Consider the following 20,741-nt stretch of genomic DNA (forward strand, 5'->3'; position numbering starts at 1 on the left):
TTTTATTGGTCAATCATGTCAAGCCGTTCCTGATAACGCCCTCCCTGAAACGTTGCTCCAAGCCATGACTCGATGATAGAAAAAGTTTGATGAGAAGAGAGATAATCAGCAGGCAAAAGAAGGAGGTTTGAGCCATTTTTTTCTCGCGCACTTCGTGCAACCTCTTCATTCCAACACAATGCTGCATAAATACCTTTATGCCGATTTGCCGCAATCGAAGGACCAACTCCAGAGCCACATACAAAGATACCTATCTGCGCAACCCCCTGCAAAACATCTAGGCAAACTTTTTTTGTATAGATTGGAAAGTCTGAACGCTCACGATCATGCGCACCAACATCAAGCCACTGATATTGAGAAAAATGCTTTATGATGTCATTTTTCAAAACATATCCACGGTGATCAGACCCAATAGAAATCTTCATGGTGTTCCACTTCTTCTTCAGATTTTTTAAGATCAAGCGACCATTCCATGGTTGCAGTTTTTTTGGTAGAAGCAATGGTCATTTTAAATGATTTACCACGATCTAAATAAGCTTTACCATCAAGTGGTTTAGCAGGAAACTTAACAAGGTAAGCTTTTTTAAACATATTAAAACGATGCCCAAAGAAAATTTGATACTCGGGCTCAAGCTCAACTTCTTTGATACTTACCGGTTGAACCTTTTCGCCATCAGGCATCTGAAGATACAAACTCCATGCAGAATCTTTTTCGCTCATTGCAACATGAGTCTTATCACGAATATCAGCCAAAAGGGCAAAGGTTACCCAATGCTTATTTTCTTCCAGCTGGCGTCTTAAAAGAGCATCACGTGCTTCATTGTCTTTTCCATGGCGCCTACAAACCATATCAACATACGTTGACTTGAGCTTGTCGGAAAACCAAACAACATCAAAGAGTGCAAGCGTTTGAAATTGATCATACAGCGCGCATGAACGAAGATGAGCGCCTGCTATAGCAGAAGGCTCGTGTACTTCTACTCCTTGTGGAAATTCACTTTTAAAGATCTTGTGATATTTAACACATCCTGGAAAAAATACCAAAACTAATGAAAAAATTAAAACGTGAGCATAGTGATACATGTGTATATCTTTCAATATTATCTGAGCTCTTATTGAAAACTGCGTTAAGATATTGTATATCATCATTACGATTGTGTGTAGTAGCGCTTCAAAGAGTAACCGGATCAGCTGGAAAATGTATACAAATAATTTAAATCTTAAAACAATCTTGCACAAAAGCAACCGGTCATGAAAAGTAATCTTTTAAAGAACAATGTTTTAGTTGTTGGGCAAAGCTGTGTGCACCAAGAAGTCACTCAAGCCCTTGGGGACGATTACCAAATTATAGCACTCGATAAAGCGGCAAATTTGCTGGCGCTGATTATAGAGCTCCCCACTATTTCTTGCGTTATCATCGAATACACTGAGAAAATCTTGCTTGAAATTTGTACGCTCAAAGCACATTTCAAAACCTACTCGATTCCAATAATCGCAATTTTATCGACATTATGTCCTGAAACAATGCATCAAATTGTACAATCCGGAATCGACGATTTCATACAAAAACCCCTTGTCGCTCAAGCACTCCAGATGCGTATGAGCATCAATACCACTCGATCACTTCGCAACCAAAATACAAATCCCTTAACTAAACTTCCTGGAAACGAACTGGTCACCACCACAATTACCAATCGCCTCAGTCAGTCCTTTGCAATGGTTTATGCTGATCTTGATCACTTTAAGGCCTACAACGACGTATACGGCTTTGCACAAGGAGACCAACTCTTACTTGCACTTGCTCACATACTCGTGAACACAACGCAAACATTGGGCAACCCAACGGATTTTGTTGGCCATGTAGGAGGAGACGATTTTGCAATTATCTCAACGCCTGATAAAGCAGAATTGATTGCACAAAAGGTTTGCGTACAATTTGATCAGCTGGCACCCAGTTTTTACAACGAGCACGATCGAACACAAAAAAAAATTGTCACGTTCAATCGCCAAGGCGATGTTCAAGAGTTTCCACTTATCACGCTTTCATGCGTCCTTGTTTCCAATGCAACGCGCACACTGAGTTCAACTGCACACGTTGCGCAGATTATTGCTGAACTTAAGCGATATGCAAAGAACAAGCCCGACGGCGTTATACGTAGTAATTATGTAAAAGACCGTCGCACAAAATGACCCAACCTTATTCGATTCTGAAAGCTTGTGCTACACTGAGCTGGTGTAGCGTTAAGAACCGATCGTTTCGAGAGGAAATGCGATGAAAAATTTACCTATTGGTATTCAAACATTTGCCGAGTTAATACTCAAAAATTATGTTTATGTTGATAAAACAGAAGTAATTTATAACATTATAACTCAAGGTAAAGCTTATTTTCTCGCACGCCCTCGTCGATTCGGCAAATCACTGCTCATTTCAACTATACAATCTATCTTTGAAGGGAAACGCGAGCTCTTCGAAGGCCTTGCAATAAGCAAGCTCAATTACGACTGGGCTGTTCGACCGGTTCTTCACTTTAGTTTTTCCAGCATTCCGCATAAAACCATTGAAGAGTTTGAAGAATCGCTTACGTTTGTACTCAGGAAAAAATTTGCTGACCATCAGATTATTGCTCCAGAAACAAAAAACTCGGCCTTATTGCTCACAAGCTTGGTTGAGTCGCTCTCTTTAAAATACGGACCCGTTGTAATTTTAATTGATGAATACGATAAGCCAATCATTGATCATCTCAATGAACCAGCACTTGCAGAAGCAACTCGTATTGCACTGCGCAACTTCTACCAGGTATTTAAAGATCTTGATCAATACCTCTATTTTCTCTTTATTACCGGTGTAAGTAAATTTACTCAAACAAGCATCTTTTCAGGCCTTAACAATCTCAATGATTTATCAACACACGCAAAAGCAGCAACACTCTGTGGATATACAAAAGATGAACTCACGCGTTATTTTCAAGAACATATCGCTCACATGGCACATGTTCGCAATTCAACAATTGATCAAATTATTCAAGAATTTGAAATCTGGTACAACGGCTATTCTTTTAAATGGGGAATGACAAAAGTATTCAACCCTTTTTCGGTATTATGCGCACTTGACCAACAAACTTATGAAAATTTTTGGATAAAAACTGGCACACCAAACTTTCTAGTAACGATGTTTAAAAATCAAAATCCAGTACCACAGATCGACAAAAATCTGCGTGTTAAAAGCGATGACCTTGTGATTGTTCATTTGAATCAACTCCCCTTTGTGCCGGTGCTTGTGCAGACCGGTTATTTAACGCTTACTGGTGAAGACCAGGATGGTTATATGCTCGATTTTCCCAACCAAGAAGTCTCAAGAAGCTACTCACTTTGGAGTCTTGCTGGAACTTTTAACAAAGAGTCAACCAGCATTCGCACGTTAGGAATCACACTGCGAGCAGCACTTAAAGAGCTCAGTTTTGATAGTTTTTTTCAACAATTAATACCTATGTTTGCCTCTATTCCGATTGATATTCAGGTTGAAGATCGTGAAAAATATTATCAAAGTATTATTTACCTCCTGTGCTTACTGGTAGGGATTGACATGGATGTTGAACTTTCAACAAATATAGGAATTATTGACGCAGTCATTAAAACCGATAAACAAATTATTATTTTTGAATTTAAGCTCCGTGGAAATGCACAAGAAGCGATGAACCAGATTAAAGATAAAAAATACTACCAACGCTTTTTAAACAACGGCAAAAATATTGTCCTGGTTGGAGTAGAATTTAGCATGCACGAGCGCAACATTACGGAGTGGCTTGTTGATTCTATTTCATAATATTTTATAGAGAAAATAAAGACGAGGATCTCTTTATGCCTTCAATTCAAAATCTTTTAGTATTCCAATATCTTTTTGCACAAGAAAAAGATTCAAACATCTCTTTTATGACTAAAATCTGCTTTTTAGGAATCAGCATTGGAACCTTTGCACTCATGCTCACGCTCATTATCACCAACGGATTTGAAAAAGTAATTCATGAAAAAATGCAAGGCATTAATGCACAAATCATTATTTCAAGTCCTGGAAATCAGCTCAACTACACCGATATTCAAAAGACACTGCTCCATGAATACCCAGACCTTTTAGCAGGCATCAGTGGAACAACGCTTAAACAAGTAATTATTGATCACAACAAACAACAAACGGTTCTTTTAGTCAAAGGAATTGATCCTGAGCAAGAATCGAGCGTTACATCGCTTAGAGAAAAAATTATTCAAACAGCTACGCAAAGCATAATTTTAGATAAAACGACATCACCAGCACTTGCTCAAGTTTTAAGAGAAAACAGTATTTTAATTGGTTATAAAATGGCGCAGGAGCATCGGCTCAAAGTTGGTCAGAGCATCGATGTCCTCATCCCAGAGCCAACCGGCAAACGACGTATTGCACTGAGTAAAAAGAAAGTAATAATTGGTGGAATTTTTAAAGTTGGCCTGGAAGAGTATGATAACAATCTAGCGTTTGCCTCTCTGTCTTGGCTTGGAAAAACCTTTGACGAACAAGGTGTTGATGCCATAACGATTAAACTAAAAACGAATGAACAAACCATTTGGTCAAAAATAAAAAATATTTTTCTCCCGATTAACCACGAACAACAGGCTATTCAGGAACTCAAAACAAGACTCCCACACCTGACTATCAATTCATGGAAGGACCTGTATCCAGCACTTGTTTCATCACTCAAGCTTGAAAAATATGTCATGTTTTTTATCCTAGCGCTCATCACACTGGTCGCCAGCATGAATATGATTTCATTACTTTTTATGCAAATTCAACAAAAACAGCGTGACATTGCTATCTTGAAAGTCATGGGGCTTTCTCAACGTAAAATTCGTGGCATCTTCCTGCGCCTTGGGCTGCTCATCACCCTACTCGCATCAACCTGCGGACTCCTACTTGCTTTCATTGCAGGGTACATTTTGGAACATTACCCCTACATTGAACTGCCCGACGTCTATTACGTTTCATACCTACCGGCACGAATTGATGGGGAAATTTTCATTGTTGTCTTTATTGCAACCATGCTGCTTGGCTTTTGCGCCACATGGTTTCCTGCGCAACGTGCACAGCGCATTAACATTGCACAAGTGTTGCGACATCAATAAAAAAGGGCCGTACACAAATTGTGTACGGCCCCCATGCATTCAACGTTTATGCACATTGAAATGTCAGATTATATACCAGGAACAACCGTTCCAAGTAAGCGCTTACCAGTCCAAGCAAGTATATTAACTATGGACTGATTCATATCAGCTGATGCGCTTTCGCTAAAGCCGTTATATGCAATTTCCATAAGTGTAGTGATCATGCTGTACGGAACATATACCGCAAGACTTGTCACCTGTGCAGCATCATAGCCACCTGGTACAGCTTCAGTAATAATTGCTGCCGCAACAACAAGAACAACGTATGCTTTTACAAATGGACAAAATGGTTTTAATACCGTCTCCCAAACTGGGCTGACAACGTAATCTTTAATGATCCCCATTGCAGTTGGATCTTTTTTCTTTTTAGGTGCAAACTTCTTAGCAATGCTTTCAAGTGCTTTAAGTATTCCTTCATTTGCTTGAATAGTTTGAAGCGCAATTCTATTTTTTAATGCATCTTCAGCTTGCGGCTGACCATTTTGATTTATCAATTTTTTGAGTGCAGCTTCAATTGCCTTGTCTTTCAAAGCAGTTTCAACCGCTTGAGCAACGACATCTTGCTCTGGCATAACAACCAATGCATGAGGATGAGCTTGGTCTTTACCCTGAACGGTAAGCCCGAAACCTGCAATAACTATTACAAGCATAATTTTAATAAAATTCTTCATATAAACCCCCACGGTTTTTAAGAATAACATCCACTTTGTCTATGAGATACGTTGAGTAATCATCAGCTCTTAACAATCAAAGCTGTCTTAATAAACTTGTTATTTTAAGCTTACCAGTAAATAATAAGAAATAAAAACGCCACAAGGCGACATTGTGCCTTGTGGCGAAATTTATTAATTTACTCAATCTGAATTTATAAAATTAGTCTAAATCTGAATCTGAGTCTGAATCAAATGCAGCCCCAAAAGGATCAGCTACCACCGGTTCTACATTATCAGCTACCACCGGTGCTACATTCGCACCACGATGACGAATGTAATTAATTGCCCTACGAACGGGTATTTGCTTAATGTGTTGAACACCTTCGCTCAGGCATACAAGAAAAGCCTGTATAACACCGTAATACGACAGAACAACCAGCATAAAAATACCTGCACACTGATTAACCCCAAAGTTACCCATGTTATAATTAATCAACGCGGCACCGGGCACTAAAAGACCATAGAGAAGGCCTTTGAAAATTTTTGCTCGAGCTTGAACTTCTTCATCTCGCTTATCTTTATCAATTTCTTTAGATTTTTTGAGAAGGCCATCAAGTTTTATGGTGGCCTCAAGTTCAGCTATTCGAGCTGCTCTTTGTTCCTGTTCATTCAAAATAACCGGTACTTGTTGCTCAGCTGCAGCGCCTCGTTGCCTCAAATTCTGTTGCATTCCAAAGAGTTTTCCCTCTTGCATCCCAAGTCCAATAACGCCGAGTAATAATAACGTACGTGAAAATAATTTAACCATGATAACCCCCATATCTTCCATATAAACCAAATTTCCAATAAATATTATTATCTATTAGAATAATCAATGAAAAGAGCATAGTCAAATGGGGTAGTGGGTCAATGTTTCAATTTGAAACATTGACCCACTATAATAAGTCAAATAACTCAATAATGTCGTTAATTAAGCTGAATAGCCTGTAAGTTGATCTTCAAGAGCTTTACTAATACGCTCAAGTATCTGACATTGTTTTGTGAGCTCAGCAAGTTTATCTTGTTCTCTTTTAAGAATCGTTTCCTGCTCATAGCAATATTTTAAATCCACAAACATATCACTAATTTCACCAGCCTTAACCGGTAAAACAAGAACCTTGTTACCTTTAATGTAATAATCTTGCAATGTTGCGTCGTATTTTTTTTCTACCAGAAAAATTCCATGATCTTCAGTCTTAATAACAAGCGCATCAATTTTAAACATTGCTTCAACAACAGCAACATCAATTCCATGCTGTTTAAGCGCACGCTTTATTGATAGATACTCTTCTTGGTTGCATTCTTGATCTGCACCAAGGGCACGTAGCTTACTCAAAAGCTTGAGTACTTCAGTACATTTCTTCACTCCAAGTGTACCCGTAGCGTAATACTCAGGAGCCACCACATCATCATTTCCACTCAGAAACCCAAAAGGCGCAAGAGACAATAGCATCATAAGACCAAAAACAATGTTCATAGAATTCCTCATATTAGATAGTTTATTACGGTTTTAACAAGGTTATTAAACTTTTAACACAGTAAAAGCTGGCACAAATTAGCATGACCTCTATAAAATTTCAAGCAATAAATATTCGCCTAATAACCCTATTTCAAGGCGGGCATAACTTATTAGAATCATTCAATTCATTTACATGCTTTACCCATTTAAGATATAAAACAATGTTATTAGATAACAATAACATTACTTGCGCAGGGGGCTGCTTAATGCTTTTATCAATAGTTACTATCTCGCTCTTGCTGAGTCTTTCACCAACCATTGCATTATCCAATAACAACATCGACGCACACGTACAGATGCTCCAGAAAATGATTACATATGGTAATCAAAAAAATAATCTAAAAAAAATACGCCGCCAAAGGAATCACGCTCAAAGAAATAATAAAACGAACGTTAGCGATAATAAGCTGACCCAGCAAGACCTTCTTAACTATGCGTATGCACAATTCAAAAATCCCTCCATTTCAAATAATAATGACCAAGTAGCTGATATTATTCATGACCTAGAAACCAAAAAATTCCAAACAGACCTGCTCTTTGATGGCCTCAGCCAAGCATGTGACATCATGAGCTCTCAAACGAAAAAAGATAAAAAACGTAGATTCTTTAATATACTCGGATTAATTTTTCGCGTTGTTGCTCAAATGACTAAAAAATAAATTAATGAAAGAGTACTTTCTATGATTCCATTCATTAAATCGCTCTCGCTCAAAGGCAAGCGGGTTCTCCTGCGTGCTGACTTAAATGCGCCCATTAAAAATAAACAATTTGTTCATGACTACCGTCTTAAAGCAACTCTTCCTACTATTAATTACATTCAAGAACACGGCGGTAAAGTTATTTTACTTACACACTTAGGACGACCAAAGGATAATAAATTTGATGAAAACCTCTCAACGCGCATTGTCGTCCCTTGGCTTGAAAAACAAGGATACAAAGTTGATTACGAAATTGATTTAATGCAAGCAATTGCCAAAACGCACACACATCACAGCCATATTTTACTTGTCGAAAATCTCCGATTTTTTAGTGGCGAAAAGCACGTCAATATCAATTTTGCTCAGCTTCTAGCGCGCCTGGGAGATCTGTATATCAACGATGCATTTGGCGTTATTCATCGAGCCGACACCTCACTCACGCTGCTCGCCGAACAGTTTTACCCCCAACGCCGAGCCTGCGGGCTTTTGGTTGAAAAAGAGATGCATGAGCTTGCGAATATTCGAGAAAAACCCGAACAACCCTTTGTCATGGTGCTGGGGGGAAGCAAACTTGAAGATAAAATTGGCATGATCGAACAATGTGCTCGTCAAGAGAAAAAACGCCGCATTGCAGTGCTTATTGCAGGTGGCCTTGTTGGACAAATGCTTTTAGCAGCACAAGGAAAAATGCATCCACCTGCAAACTCAACAACCGACGCTCTTGTTCATGCAAAAAAAGCACTTAAGCTTGCACAAGAATTTGAGATCACACTTGCATTACCAAGCGATTTTTTAGTTGTTAACAATGCTATCAGCACACCTGCTCGCATCTGCACCATAGACCAAGTGCCAGCGCAGGCACTGTGTGCCGATATCGGTCCACAAACAATTACTCACTTTAGTGAACTGGTTGCACAAGCAGGTACTATCTTTGCAAATGGCACCATGGGAATCTACGAAGAAGCAGCATACACCGGCGGCACTCACGCTGTTTTTAACGCTATTGCATCATCACCCGCCTACACCGTTATCGGTGGTGGCGATGCCGTAGCTGCAACATTTCAGTACGGACTTACGGATCAAATGGATTATCTTTCAACAGGCGGGGGCGCCACACTGGCGTACTTAGCTGCTCAAAATCCGGAAGAAGATTTACCGGGTCTTAAAGCCCTTTTAGCATAAAAATATACATGGGGAGTAATCGTATGAAACTAGAAATGCGCGCACAACAAAGTGAGCATGAGTTGTTACAAGAATTTGCAACATCAAAAGAACAGGGACTTTCTGACCAAGAGGTCGCACTGCGACAAAAAAAATACGGGCTTAACACCATTACAGCCCAAGAAACTACGTGGTGGCAAATTCTTGTACGGCAATTTGAATCGCCCTTCATGTATATGTTGATGGGCGCAGCACTTCTTTCATTCTTTTTGCAAGATCCTTGGAACACGGTACTCATTCTCCTGTTTGTTGTCCTCTCTGCAACACTGGGCTTTTATCAAGAATTTTATGCCGAAAAAACAATCTCATTGCTCAAAAAATATTTAACAACGAACACACAAGTTCTGCGTAATGGTGTGGTTATTGCCGTGCCAACCGAATCGCTTGTGCCGGGTGATATTGTTATACTCACCGCAGGACGGGCAATCCCGGCTGATGTTCGTTTTTTACAAACCGAGCATGTCTGGATTGATGAATCGGCACTTACCGGAGAGTCGGCCCCCGTACACAAAACACACGAACTCGAAGAAACTGGCCAAACAACTTCACCAGCAACAATTGGACTATGCGGCAGCATGATGACCAGTGGCACCGCGCAAGCTATAGTCATTGGAACAGCAAGTAACACTCAATTTGGCAGCATTGCTTACCTCAGCACTGCAATCACCAGACGAAGCATTTTTGCTCAAGAGATAAATACCTTTAGCCGATTTGTTATGTTCTTTGTTGTGGCAACCATTGGCTGTATTTTTTTTGGTCATCTCTTGATCAAAGGAACACCGATTTCTATTTTTGAACTCGCACTTTTTGCAATTGCTCTTTCGGTAAGCATTATCCCAGAAGCACTTCCCCTGGTCATCACCTTTGCGCTCTCATTTGGAGCGCGACGCATGGCTCAAAAAAATGTCGTTGTTAAAAGACTCTCTGCGATTGAAGATCTTGGCGGCATCGATATTTTATGCAGCGATAAAACGGGAACCATAACCAAAAATCAACTCGATGTGGTGGATGTGTACGCCGATGATCCTGGCTCAACGCTCTTGTATGCAGGACTTACCTGTGAAGAACATATTCTCAATGATGAACAGTCGATTAACTCTTTTGATCTTGCAATTTTAAATCACCTTCCGGCTCAGATGAAAGAAAAATTAAAGAGCTTTAAAATAATTGATCGACTTCCTTTTGACCACAAAGCTCGTTATAACGCAGCACTTGTTACCGACAGCACACAAACGCTTATTATTGTGCGCGGGGCACTTGAATTTGTGACACAACACTGCGAAAAAGAAGATAGTTCTCTACTTAAAAAAACTGATGCCTGGGCACAAGACCAAGGTGTTATTGGCCGGCGCATTATTGGACTTGTGGTCAAACAGGCCCCAGGAGTTACAAAATTAGAATCACTTGAAGGTGTAAAAGATTTTTCCCTTGCAGGGCTCATTGCTTTTGAAGACCCCGTAAAACCAACAGCTCTTGAGGCACTTACCAAGGCACAGCATCTTGGTGTTGCAATCAAGCTCATTACCGGCGATGCGGTAGGCGTTGCCGCAGCCGTTGGCAAAGCGGTTGGCCTTGTGCATTCACCTGATGAGGTGGTAACCGGTCAACAATTTGATGCATTATCTTACGAAGATAAAATGAATGTATGCGAAAATACGGCGGTATTTGCTCGTATCTTACCTGATCAAAAATTTCAGATCATCGAAATTTTACAAAAGACACACAATGTTGGATTTTTAGGTGAAGGAATTAATGACGCCCCCGCGCTTAAAGCCGCGCATATTGGGATTGCAGTACACAACAGTACCGATGTTGCTAAAGATGCAGCAGACATTATCTTGTTACGTAAAAGCTTGAACACCATTGTCGATGGCATCGCCGAAGGGCGACGCGTGATGGAAAATTCGTTCAAATATCTGCGGGGCATGGTAACCTCAAATTTTAGTAACTTTTATACCATCGCCTTTGTTTCGCTGCTCATTGATTATCTACCGATGCTGCCCATTCAGCTTCTGCTTATTAATCTGCTGACTGACTTTCCGCTTATTTCAATCGCAACTGATAATACCGATGCTGCAGAATTAAAGCGTCCCAAACGCGATCGCTTGCATGAAGTGGCATGGCTTGCAGTCTTTTTAGGAATTTTTAGCACGATTTTTGATCTGATGTTTTTGTCGCGATTTTATCACGCAGAACCAGAAATTTTGCGCACCAACTGGTTTATGTACTGCATTTTTACTGGGCTATTGTTCTTCTACTCAATCAGAACAAAAATGTTTATGCTCACCGCAGCTCGACCATCCAACCCACTCATCATCATGTCAACAGCATCGCTGCTCCTGACACTGTGGTTACCGTATACAAGTTTTGGTGCTCATTTTTTCCACTTCGTCCCACCAACGTTTGTGCAGCTACGTTGGACTTTTGGCATAGCGGTTGCCTATGTCATGGGCATGGAAGTCGCTAAGTTGATGTTTTATCGATTCTTTAAGAAAACGACGTAATGTTTAACGCAAGCTCAATAATTAAAAAAATATGCTCCCCTATGGCTTTAAATTATCAAGTTCGCGTTATTTAAAAGAATTTAATAAAACTTTGATGGGAAGCTATGCAATTTATATCACAACTATTTTTAAGTTTTGTTGGTGTTGTGCTGGTAACCAGCAGCGTGGTGCATAGCACTATAAACCCACTCGTATTTAAAAGAGTACTTGGTTGCTTTAGACCAGGTATGGAAGTATATGCGCCAAATTTGGGGCAAGTTGCTCTTAAAATTGGATTAGTAGAAACAATACGGATGTACGGTGTCCAGCCCGGGTTTGAGACCGATGGTAAGCGCAAGTGGATTAATGATAAAGCACCTGATGGTGATCCAGTGGTTGCACTTGCACGCGTGCTATTTCCATCACCAACAGGACAGTTAACTCCTGAAACAAGTTCACTAAAGAATATTGGTCGATATTTGAAAGTGGCTGATATTGCCAATCTCTTGAATTTTTGTAAGAGAATACGAGATATAGAGCAACATGCACAAAATCATAGATTGTTTTACAAAAAAGAAACACCTCAGTCTCAGTATTGGAATAAGAAAAGCTCTGAGAAAAAAGGAAATAAACTTTCGAATATATTTTATCATAGCAAAAAAAAATCAATTCAAGATTTTTTAGCTTTATTTGATAGATTTTCAGATGATCTTTATTTTCAAGATTTTTTAGAAACTTTCACTTTTGATATTAAAGAAAATGAACAATTCAAAAAACTGATTTATTTTCTCTTTAAAATCATTGAGCGTGAAGAGCGTCTCGACTGGTATCCACAAAATTTATATCCAAAATACCAATCTGAGCAACTCTTAAATGCATTTTTTTGTTTAAAGTTTGGAGCAGATGATATCCCAGAGTTATTAGAAAATTTGGACGATTCAATTGTTAATAAAGATGCGTTATTTAAACCATATGAATCATGCTTGTCAAGTAGCTCTGATAGTGAGATGGTTGATAATGCACAGAGCACACTTATAACACAGGATGATGTAAATGAAGTTCTGCTTAAAGCACAAAACGGACCAAGCGATCTTTCGCTGGATGACGTGTGGGTATTATTATCCAAAGATGCATTACTAAACATTACCCCTTACTCAGACACAAAGCTGCCTATTAATAACGGCTTGGTTGATATGTACAATCGTACAGATGATGAATTAATTGATAATCACCAATTTCCCGATTGTGTTGAAACAACCGTACGCCATTTGTGCAACTTAGCTTTATATTCAGATAAAATCCAAAGCTTTGATCTTGAGAAGCTCAGAGTTCATATGCAAGGCTCACCGTACCTGAAAAACATAGAAAATTTTTATGCACTTCAGACTCCACACAAAGCAAATTCAGGAGAGAGGTCAATTCGTAATGCATGGAATAAAGTGGTTGCGGGTGTTGACAATGTGCGCTATTGCAGAAAATATAATGATGCCTATCTGAAAAATTATAACGAACTTGATTCCGGAATTATTAATATTCTATCTCTTGTAAATACTATCTTTGTCTTAGATCTTGCACCAAAGCCAGTGTATCAAGATGATGTGCAATTTGTTCAAGCAACTTCTCAATGGGTAAAAGATTCTCTACAAAAACTATTTCATGTATTGAGTCCCCAAAAAAAATGTGTAATAAACGTTGCGAATGTAGAACACTTCAAGCGGCTTGAGGGTGGTCAGATCGATTGTTCTTGTATAATTACAATAACGGTCGATAAGTCCGTTGAGTTTGTCGTAGATGTTATGAGTTCTCATGCAAAATTTAATTCAATAAAGATAGTAAAAAAAGAAGAACAATTTCCTAATGATCTTTATCAAGCAATCAAAGAAGAAATATATGATTTTAATGCAACTGTTTGTGAATCGGTTTGTTTATTAAATAAAAGGTTGCATGATGCAATATCAATACCAATTTATAAGCTTTTTAATCTACCAATTAATGATAGCGCTGAAATTATCAAAGCACTTGAAAACTTATGCATACTTTTAGAGCAAAAACTTGTTTTAGAAAATTCTGTTGGAATGTATTTGAAGAACTTACTCCAAAGCTTTTTGTGGTCTGATGTATACATGGCCAAGAGGATTCAGCCAGTCATCAAACAATTCAAACAATTGTTGCGTAATCAGGGTAGATGCCAAGAAATTTTTAAGCATGAAGTTAAATATATTAACGGTGAGATACTTGATGAAGATGCTGCGGTACTTTTAACATTTTTTTCAGGAGTTGAATCTTTTTCTGGATTAAAAAAAGATTCATTTATTTTTAGAATTTCTGAACTAAATGAAGTAATAAAAAAAATTAATCTTTCTGGGTCGGAAATTCAAAAAATAGAAGGCCTAGAAAATTGTCCGAATCTTGAAGAGCTTATTGTGATGACTGCAAAAAATCTAAGACATATTGAACTGCTATCTCAGATGAGTCTATTAAAAACCATTGATCTTTCAGGAACACAGGTTGAAGAGATACAAGGTCTAGAGAATTGCCCAAATCTTCAAAATCTTAACCTGAACGGTATAAATGTAAAAATACTAAAACTGCCTTGTGGTATGAATAATTTGAAGCAGATTGATCTTTCTTGCTCGTCTGTTGAAGAAATAATAGGCCTAGAGAATTGCCCAAGCCTTGAAAATATTAGCTTAATATGTTCAAAAAATTTAAAGATATTAAAGCTCTCACCACAGATGAATCAATTAAAATCAATTAATCTTTCTTGGTCAGTAATTGAACAAATAGATGGTTTAGATAATTGTAAAAATATTGAAAATCTTGATCTGCATAAGACAAATAACTTAAAAAAGATAAAGCTTTCAGGCAAAATGAATCAATTAAAAACAATTGATGTTAGTCTGTCAGGGGTGGAGGAAATAGAAATTATGAGTCATATGCCTGAATTAGTTGAAATTAAGGGACTGAACAGCTTGCAAAAAAAACCTCTTTTTAAGGGAATTGAATTTTGTTCTTTTGAATTGCAAGAAAAAATTATAGCATATGCAACTATTGCATCCCTCTGTATTTGAGACTTTAACTCGCTCATAGAAAATCGTATTCTTTTTAAACATTATCGAGTTCGCGCTACTTACCCTAAAAATGGATATGCTCGCATACAAAAGTTATCAGCTTGAGGCTTTTTAAAATAATGACGGGCATTCCATTTACTCAAATCACTTTTAACGTGAAGCATAACAAACGAATGATAACCGGTAATATGATCTGAAGCACCAAGCGTATAAACAGCTCCGTCCCATTGCCGAACAACACCTGCCTGCTTTCTGATGAGTGAAAGCATTGGACTGTCCACCTGCAACGCATCAATTTTTTCATCCAAGTGCTGATGCCCACGCATAATCGCATGTACTGCAACCAGATCATTTGAACGCTGTTTTAAAAGATTTTGGGTAGCACGTTTGCCAAGATAGAGCCTACGACGTCCGGCTGAAAATGCAAACTCAGGCTGCCCCTGATCGTCCGTTAAAAAATTGTTCCACTGCATGCCAATGCGCATTTGATAAGCGCTGATATCAGAAGCAAGATTAACTGGCTCCGCGACCTGAAAATGCTTTTCAAAGCCCGTAGCTTCCTGTGAAGCACAATAATCAAAAGCCTTTTGTACATCACCAATAAATGATGAATCAACAAGTTGTTGCTTAAGAGACTCAAGCCCAGCGTAGCGATCAAACGTAGTAAGTAAGCAAAAAGAAGAACTACTTGATAAAAAACTTTGTGGATTGTAACCAACTTCAAGACCAGCATGACACAGCTTAACAAAATTTATGCGACCGCTCTGATCAGGTGTCCCCAGATAGAGTGCCAAAGGCAGATAATCAAACCAATAGAGCAAATCGGGGTATTTATAATCAGAAAACCGCTGCTCAAGCTCACATAAAAATGTTTTTTGTGCAGGATAATCTTGGCCATCAGCTTGCGCTTGAAAGAAACGCTTTTGGAAATTTTTTGAAGTCAATGCATACTCGTGGTTTCCACGAAGCATCACAACGCGACCTGGGTTGGTAACAAACAACTTGCACAGTAAATAAACCACGCCAATGCTGTTAACACCACGATTAATGTAATCGCCAAGAAAAACAAAATAAACATCGTCACGAATGAAGCGGAATTGGTCGTCTAGATATCCGGTCTGCTCAAGCTCTTGTAATATTGCAAGCAAGGCATCTAAATCTCCATGCAGATCGCCAATAACAATAACTTTTGAATCTGGCTTCACGACCAATTTTTGTATAAAGGGGGTAAAGTGAGAACTTGAATCGTGCTGCCCAGCTATGGCATAGCTTGCAAGATCTGGCATTAAAAATTGCGCTGCTGGCATTTGCGCATCAAACCATGATGCTTGACTCAGTTGCTGCGTAAGCGCAGAAATGTAGCGATTAATCATCGCTTTGAAGTCGTTATGACAAAGCTCCTGCATCTGTTGTTTTATTTCTTCACTTTTTGATCGGTATACCTGCGAAGTCTTTTGACATTCGCTTAATGCAGGTTGGTTCATCAAACACCTCTTAATCTATCGCGCCAGCTTTGTTCACATCCCTATTTTCATTCTAGGGCGTGCAGCAGATACTGTCAATTGCGACATAACTTTAATGTCGCAAACATCTCGACAGAGAGGCCTGTTTTTTGAAATTAAATTCAAACTGAAGCAGTATTACCACTTTCCACGCAATAAATCTTGCAGGTAAAGACAATGTTCTTCGTGTGCTTGTAAGATAGCAGCGTCATGATTTTGAAACTCATGACAATACTGACAGTATAAAATAACATTATTGTTACTGTTATTATTTGAGGCAACTGTTTGATTATCAACTCTGGTATCAATATTACAACTTACTAATGGAGCAACATCACACAACAAAGTCCTTTGGCCGGGTACTAACGGTTTTTGATGCGATTGGTAGGGTAGCGGTTGTGATTGAAAACTTTGAGTCGGATAATGTCGTGGTTGATAATATTGATTTTGGTTATTTTGTTGATCAAATTCCTGAAACTGCATAACGGGATAACGAGTCGGCACTTGATGGTAAACAAAAGGTACTCCTTGCTCGGGTAAAACATACACAGCAGGAGCATTAATCGACAGATGAATATTAATATTATTATTTATATTGTTAAAAGTTGGCACACCGAAAGGTTGCTCATTATCAGAACTATTACAGACCTCAGGCACAGAATCGCTATTGGATCCTTGCCGAGACAAACATAATTTTTTATGATTTTTTAAATATTTTTTTTCGGGATAGATAAAATTTTTACAATACTGACAATAAATTTCATGCTCAGAATTCGAAGCGATTATGCAATGCTCAATAAAGTCCTTGATTGATTCAAACTGAGGCAAGCTTGGACACTTTAAACAAATGTAATGCTTAGTCACTAGATGACTTTTCAGTGAATTCATACTGATAAATTTGTTACTTTTTCGATTACAATCTTTACCGCAGAATGGACATTTCAAATCCTTTGGAAATAATTGATCTCTTCTCAATGAATATTTCTTTCGCTCAAGCCTGATGAGGCAATTACGTTCATGAGTTGCTAAATTATGAGGACATTTTGTCACATGATTTTCACAATACTGGCAAAAAGTACGCTCGTGCTGCATATCTTTGCAATGCTGTACAAGCTGGGCACGTGAAGCAAATGGCCCTAAATCGGGACAATACCAGCAAACGTTATGCTGCGTCATCAAATGAGATCTTAAATTCAATTCATGAGTAAAAGGCTCATGATTCCTATCGCAATTTGTAAACGAGCAGCATAAGTCGTCTAAATCACTGTGAAGAACCCTCTTCGCTTCTGGTTGTTCAAATTGATCATTATTTGTTCTTTTCATTGAAAAAAGTGATGAAAAACCAAGTAACATGAGAGAAAAAGAGAGTAATTTGATGACATCATGAGTTTTCATAAGACCTCCATTGCCTACATCCACTAAAACGAATCCAATCATTCAAGCTTGAAGCACAATAAACTTATTCCATTTTTTTCTTAACACCGATTATTCAATCAACTGAAGCGGTATTACCAATTTCCGCGTGCTAAATCTTGCAGGCAAAGACAATTGTCCTCATGCTCGTGTAAGGCTGCAACATCATACGTTGAAAAATCATCGCAATACTGGCAATACAAAATATTATTATTATTGTTATTGTTATTATTTGCGGGAACAACTTGGCTTTCAGTTCTAGCATTAGTGCTATAACTTGCCAATGGAGCAACACCACATGACAAAGTCACCTGAACTGGCTGTGGTTGATAATGAGGAACATTCATATAAATGTTATTATTCAAGTTATTATAAACATTCACCGTATGCGGTTGCATCTGGTGCATAATATTACTTACTGAGTTCTGAATAGGATTAATAGACTTTACATATTTTTCCCAACAATGGGCTCTTAGTTGATCACGCGAAGCAAAAACCTCTAAATCGGGACAATATGGACAAACATTGTGCTTAGATGCTAAGTGTAATTTCAACATATGATCACTAGGAAGCGGATTACTGCTATTTGGGCAGAAATCAAAAGGACAGCACAAATCCAGGTCGATTTGAATAACCTTCTTTGGTTGTGGCGCTTTAAATTGATCATTATTTGATCGCTTCATGGGCAACAGGAACGTAAAGCCAAGGAATATCGCAAAAAGAGATAATAATTTAATAACATCATGAGTTTTCATAAGACCTCCATTTTTTAAGTCTAAAACTGAACTTATAAAAATAGAGCTTATTATTAAATTTTCAATCTGTCAAGTTTGGTAAGATTTGCCCAATATAACAACAAGCCTTGATTCAGGAATAGTTCTTGCGATTGCCTCAATTAAACCTGAATACAAAATATCTTGGATATAGTGAACAATGATCGACACGGATCGTTATTCTTCATGAACAAAGTCTTGCAAAAAAGAGCAGATTTCTTCGTGTTCCCTGAATATATCAACATCCTGAGCTTCAAAAAGACGACAATACTTACAACACAAAAGAATATCATCACAACTGTCATGACTGCCATCATCATAATTTAATGAATTACATACATGCAATTCAGCTCGAGTAGTCGTTATGAATGGGCACTTACTACAAATAAAAATACCATGTTCAGCGTGGCTCCTTTGAACATGGATTATAAAACGAGTTCTATCATCTCTGATTGAAACCTTACCAAATGAAGGAATCGTGCACCAAGGACATTTTAAATGCATATGTATTGAATGGTCCCATGCCTTTTCTTTTATGCTGAAACCGATACGGCAAGCCTCACACACAGCATCACTCAGTCGAAATTCTAGAAATGGCTGCTGATTATTATTGTATGCACTCGAAGCATAATGAATTTGAGCGTGATGCAAAGGCATCTGACAGTAAGTAACAGATTTCTTAAATGCCAATTTCTTTACCGATTGTTCTAATAATGATTGATACGATCCGTTCATGGTAAAAACCGGCGCAAAGCCGATTAAACAACCAGATATTGATAACAATGTAACAACACAATTCATTAGATCCCTATGCACCTATTGCTCAGCAAGTCAATTGTCTCAAGAGCATCCCGAACAGGTTTGTCCCCACGAATCGCAGCACTCATTTCGTCAAGCATAATTTTACGAATTTCAGGAAATTTTGGTAATAAAATTCCACGCGAAAATTCTTGTGATTGGCTCAAAAGTGATTCAATGGCAACTAAAGCAGCCTGTTGTGCAAGAGCACTTTTATAGAGAAAAGAATTAGACCTTATTGCTTGATGTGCCGCTTGAATAACCGGAATATAGCCAGACTGTTGATGCCATTTCATCTGGGTATCAACTGAAATAAGATACTGGAAAAAATGGGCTATTGCCTGATAGGTTTCTTGGTCGTATCCATCCAAAGCCCAAAATGATGCCCCACCAGCAATAGTGTTATAGGGCTTTTCAACTTCACAGCTCCAGTAAGGCAAAGCAGCAACTCCCACTTCGAAAGAATCGTGCAACATAGCCTGGATAATCGGAAGCCGATTTGAACCCTGAAGCAACATAACTATCTCTTGATTTACAAACGCTTTCTCTACATCTGAAGCACTCTTAAGGGTTAACCAACCATTTTGGTACCACGTATGCAAGGCAGAAAAATGTCGATTAAAAAATGGAGAATTTAAGCACAGCTGTGCATCATCACCATCAACTCCATTACCCTGCGTAGCAATTGCTTGATTATGCCATGCTGCAGATTGGTCTATAAAATGGCCGTGTAACCACCCTGCTCCCAAAACATTTTGAGCGCCATGTTCTTTTAAGCTCTTTGCAATATCTTGAAAGAGTTCCCATGTAGTTGGTGGCACGAGTCCAAGTTCATCAAATTTTGTTTTGTTATAAAAAAGAATAACTGTTGAAGCGTTAAACGGCAGAGAACAAAGCTCTGTTGCCCGTGCCCTGTAAAACTGAGCAATAGTCGGCAAGAATAAAGAATCATCGAGCTTAGCACCTATAGTCTTCATGACATCAGGAAGACTTTTAAACAGTGCCCTCTTTTGCTGCTCTTGATGCATAACACGCGTACCCATTTCATAAATCTGAGCAATATGAGGCCGAGCCTCTTTTTCTTCTGAATCAGAGTCTTGGTTGATAACAGCATCTAAGGTCTGGTCATAGGTTCCCTTAAACACTGGTTTGATTTCTATATTCAAAGATGTTTTATTGTAATCATCAACAATTTCATTAAAAATTTTTCCCAATACCGAATCCATTGCATGCCAAACGATAATTGTTTTCTTGGCTGAGCATCTGTTCATGCAAATGATACCGATTAATAAACCTGTTATACTGATAACGCTTATAAATTTTTTTATGTTTTTCATCCAGAGCTCCAAATCTCAAGGGCCTGCATATGCAAGCCCTTTTT

General features: G+C 38.4%; 17 protein-coding genes. 7 read left to right on the top strand and 10 right to left on the bottom strand.

Going from position 1 to position 20,741, the window contains the following annotated elements:
• Positions 1-2 precede the first annotated feature (2 nt).
• Positions 3-425 (bottom strand): RpiB/LacA/LacB family sugar-phosphate isomerase, encoded by a 423-nt coding sequence (locus tag JST56_00705; protein ID MBS1987494.1) that lies wholly within the window; start codon positions 423-425, stop codon positions 3-5.
• Entirely contained in the window at positions 403-1,083 is a 681-nt protein-coding gene (locus JST56_00710) for a hypothetical protein (protein MBS1987495.1), read from the bottom strand. Before JST56_00710 ends, JST56_00705 begins: the two co-directional genes overlap by 23 nt.
• Before the next feature lie 168 nt (positions 1,084-1,251).
• Between JST56_00710 and JST56_00715 the strand changes: the two genes are divergently transcribed.
• The 3 genes from JST56_00715 to JST56_00725 all read left to right on the top strand — a co-directional run bounded on the left by JST56_00715 (position 1,252) and on the right by JST56_00725 (position 5,151).
• On the top strand, positions 1,252-2,190 hold the full coding sequence (locus JST56_00715) for a diguanylate cyclase (protein MBS1987496.1): 939 nt from the start codon (positions 1,252-1,254) through the stop codon (positions 2,188-2,190).
• Between the two features lie 82 nt (positions 2,191-2,272).
• On the top strand, positions 2,273-3,823 hold the full coding sequence (locus tag JST56_00720; protein ID MBS1987497.1) for an ATP-binding protein: 1,551 nt from the start codon (positions 2,273-2,275) through the stop codon (positions 3,821-3,823).
• Between the two features lie 35 nt (positions 3,824-3,858).
• On the top strand, positions 3,859-5,151 hold the full coding sequence (locus JST56_00725; GenBank protein MBS1987498.1) for an ABC transporter permease: 1,293 nt from the start codon (positions 3,859-3,861) through the stop codon (positions 5,149-5,151).
• 68 nt (positions 5,152-5,219) lie between these two features.
• Here JST56_00725 and JST56_00730 read toward each other — a convergent pair whose 3' ends face one another.
• The 3 genes from JST56_00730 to JST56_00740 all read right to left on the bottom strand — a co-directional run bounded on the left by JST56_00730 (position 5,220) and on the right by JST56_00740 (position 7,359).
• Entirely contained in the window at positions 5,220-5,861 is a 642-nt protein-coding gene (locus JST56_00730) for a hypothetical protein (protein ID MBS1987499.1), read from the bottom strand.
• A gap of 202 nt (positions 5,862-6,063) precedes the next feature.
• A complete protein-coding gene (locus JST56_00735) occupies positions 6,064-6,651 on the bottom strand; it encodes a hypothetical protein (GenBank protein ID MBS1987500.1) in 588 nt (195 codons plus the stop codon).
• 162 nt (positions 6,652-6,813) lie between these two features.
• Positions 6,814-7,359, bottom strand: coding sequence for a hypothetical protein (locus tag JST56_00740; protein MBS1987501.1), 546 nt, complete (start codon positions 7,357-7,359; stop codon positions 6,814-6,816).
• Between the two features lie 248 nt (positions 7,360-7,607).
• Between JST56_00740 and JST56_00745 the strand changes: the two genes are divergently transcribed.
• The 4 genes from JST56_00745 (at position 7,608) to JST56_00760 (ending at position 14,874) form a co-directional block, all read left to right on the top strand.
• A complete protein-coding gene (locus JST56_00745; GenBank protein MBS1987502.1) occupies positions 7,608-8,060 on the top strand; it encodes a hypothetical protein in 453 nt (150 codons plus the stop codon).
• A 21-nt stretch (positions 8,061-8,081) separates the two neighbouring features.
• Positions 8,082-9,281, top strand: a complete 1,200-nt coding sequence (pgk, locus tag JST56_00750) for a phosphoglycerate kinase (GenBank protein ID MBS1987503.1) — start codon at positions 8,082-8,084, stop codon at positions 9,279-9,281.
• 23 nt (positions 9,282-9,304) lie between these two features.
• Positions 9,305-11,824 (top strand): cation-transporting P-type ATPase, encoded by a 2,520-nt coding sequence (locus JST56_00755; GenBank protein ID MBS1987504.1) that lies wholly within the window; start codon positions 9,305-9,307, stop codon positions 11,822-11,824.
• A 104-nt stretch (positions 11,825-11,928) separates the two neighbouring features.
• Positions 11,929-14,874, top strand: coding sequence for a hypothetical protein (locus JST56_00760; GenBank protein MBS1987505.1), 2,946 nt, complete (start codon positions 11,929-11,931; stop codon positions 14,872-14,874).
• A gap of 59 nt (positions 14,875-14,933) precedes the next feature.
• On the opposite strand, the gene JST56_00765 is transcribed toward JST56_00760, so the two are convergent.
• The 5 genes from JST56_00765 to JST56_00785 all read right to left on the bottom strand — a co-directional run bounded on the left by JST56_00765 (position 14,934) and on the right by JST56_00785 (position 20,697).
• Positions 14,934-16,358, bottom strand: a complete 1,425-nt coding sequence (locus tag JST56_00765) for a serine/threonine protein phosphatase (GenBank protein ID MBS1987506.1) — start codon at positions 16,356-16,358, stop codon at positions 14,934-14,936.
• Positions 16,359-16,514: 156 nt separating this feature from the next.
• Positions 16,515-17,771 (bottom strand): hypothetical protein, encoded by a 1,257-nt coding sequence (locus tag JST56_00770; protein MBS1987507.1) that lies wholly within the window; start codon positions 17,769-17,771, stop codon positions 16,515-16,517.
• A 113-nt stretch (positions 17,772-17,884) separates the two neighbouring features.
• Entirely contained in the window at positions 17,885-18,544 is a 660-nt protein-coding gene (locus JST56_00775) for a hypothetical protein (protein MBS1987508.1), read from the bottom strand.
• Positions 18,545-18,739: 195 nt separating this feature from the next.
• Positions 18,740-19,363, bottom strand: coding sequence for a hypothetical protein (locus tag JST56_00780; GenBank protein ID MBS1987509.1), 624 nt, complete (start codon positions 19,361-19,363; stop codon positions 18,740-18,742).
• Positions 19,363-20,697: an extracellular solute-binding protein gene (locus tag JST56_00785; GenBank protein MBS1987510.1), complete on the bottom strand. Its 1,335-nt coding sequence runs from the start codon at positions 20,695-20,697 to the stop codon at positions 19,363-19,365. The genes JST56_00780 and JST56_00785 overlap by 1 nt, the downstream gene beginning before the upstream one ends.
• Positions 20,698-20,741 lie beyond the last annotated feature (44 nt).

The organism is Candidatus Dependentiae bacterium (assembly GCA_018266175.1).
Lineage (GTDB): Bacteria > Babelota > Babeliae > Babelales > RVW-14 > JAFEAY01.

What these genes read in the sequence shown, in the direction of transcription:
- JST56_00735 (MBS1987500.1), bottom strand. Translation starts at nt 6,651, where the DNA reads ATGGTTAAATTATTTTCACGTACGTTATTATTACTCGGCGTTATTGGA.
- JST56_00710 (MBS1987495.1), bottom strand. Translation starts at nt 1,083, where the DNA reads ATGTATCACTATGCTCACGTTTTAATTTTTTCATTAGTTTTGGTATTT.
- JST56_00755 (MBS1987504.1), top strand. Translation starts at nt 9,305, where the DNA reads ATGAAACTAGAAATGCGCGCACAACAAAGTGAGCATGAGTTGTTACAA.
- JST56_00765 (MBS1987506.1), bottom strand. Translation starts at nt 16,358, where the DNA reads ATGAACCAACCTGCATTAAGCGAATGTCAAAAGACTTCGCAGGTATAC.
- JST56_00745 (MBS1987502.1), top strand. Translation starts at nt 7,608, where the DNA reads ATGCTTTTATCAATAGTTACTATCTCGCTCTTGCTGAGTCTTTCACCA.
- JST56_00715 (MBS1987496.1), top strand. Translation starts at nt 1,252, where the DNA reads ATGAAAAGTAATCTTTTAAAGAACAATGTTTTAGTTGTTGGGCAAAGC.
- JST56_00725 (MBS1987498.1), top strand. Translation starts at nt 3,859, where the DNA reads ATGCCTTCAATTCAAAATCTTTTAGTATTCCAATATCTTTTTGCACAA.
- JST56_00760 (MBS1987505.1), top strand. Translation starts at nt 11,929, where the DNA reads ATGCAATTTATATCACAACTATTTTTAAGTTTTGTTGGTGTTGTGCTG.
- JST56_00730 (MBS1987499.1), bottom strand. Translation starts at nt 5,861, where the DNA reads ATGAAGAATTTTATTAAAATTATGCTTGTAATAGTTATTGCAGGTTTC.
- JST56_00775 (MBS1987508.1), bottom strand. Translation starts at nt 18,544, where the DNA reads ATGAAAACTCATGATGTTATTAAATTATTATCTCTTTTTGCGATATTC.
- JST56_00720 (MBS1987497.1), top strand. Translation starts at nt 2,273, where the DNA reads ATGAAAAATTTACCTATTGGTATTCAAACATTTGCCGAGTTAATACTC.
- JST56_00770 (MBS1987507.1), bottom strand. Translation starts at nt 17,771, where the DNA reads ATGAAAACTCATGATGTCATCAAATTACTCTCTTTTTCTCTCATGTTA.
- JST56_00740 (MBS1987501.1), bottom strand. Translation starts at nt 7,359, where the DNA reads ATGAACATTGTTTTTGGTCTTATGATGCTATTGTCTCTTGCGCCTTTT.
- JST56_00785 (MBS1987510.1), bottom strand. Translation starts at nt 20,697, where the DNA reads ATGAAAAACATAAAAAAATTTATAAGCGTTATCAGTATAACAGGTTTA.
- JST56_00705 (MBS1987494.1), bottom strand. Translation starts at nt 425, where the DNA reads ATGAAGATTTCTATTGGGTCTGATCACCGTGGATATGTTTTGAAAAAT.
- pgk (MBS1987503.1), top strand. Translation starts at nt 8,082, where the DNA reads ATGATTCCATTCATTAAATCGCTCTCGCTCAAAGGCAAGCGGGTTCTC.
- JST56_00780 (MBS1987509.1), bottom strand. Translation starts at nt 19,363, where the DNA reads ATGAATTGTGTTGTTACATTGTTATCAATATCTGGTTGTTTAATCGGC.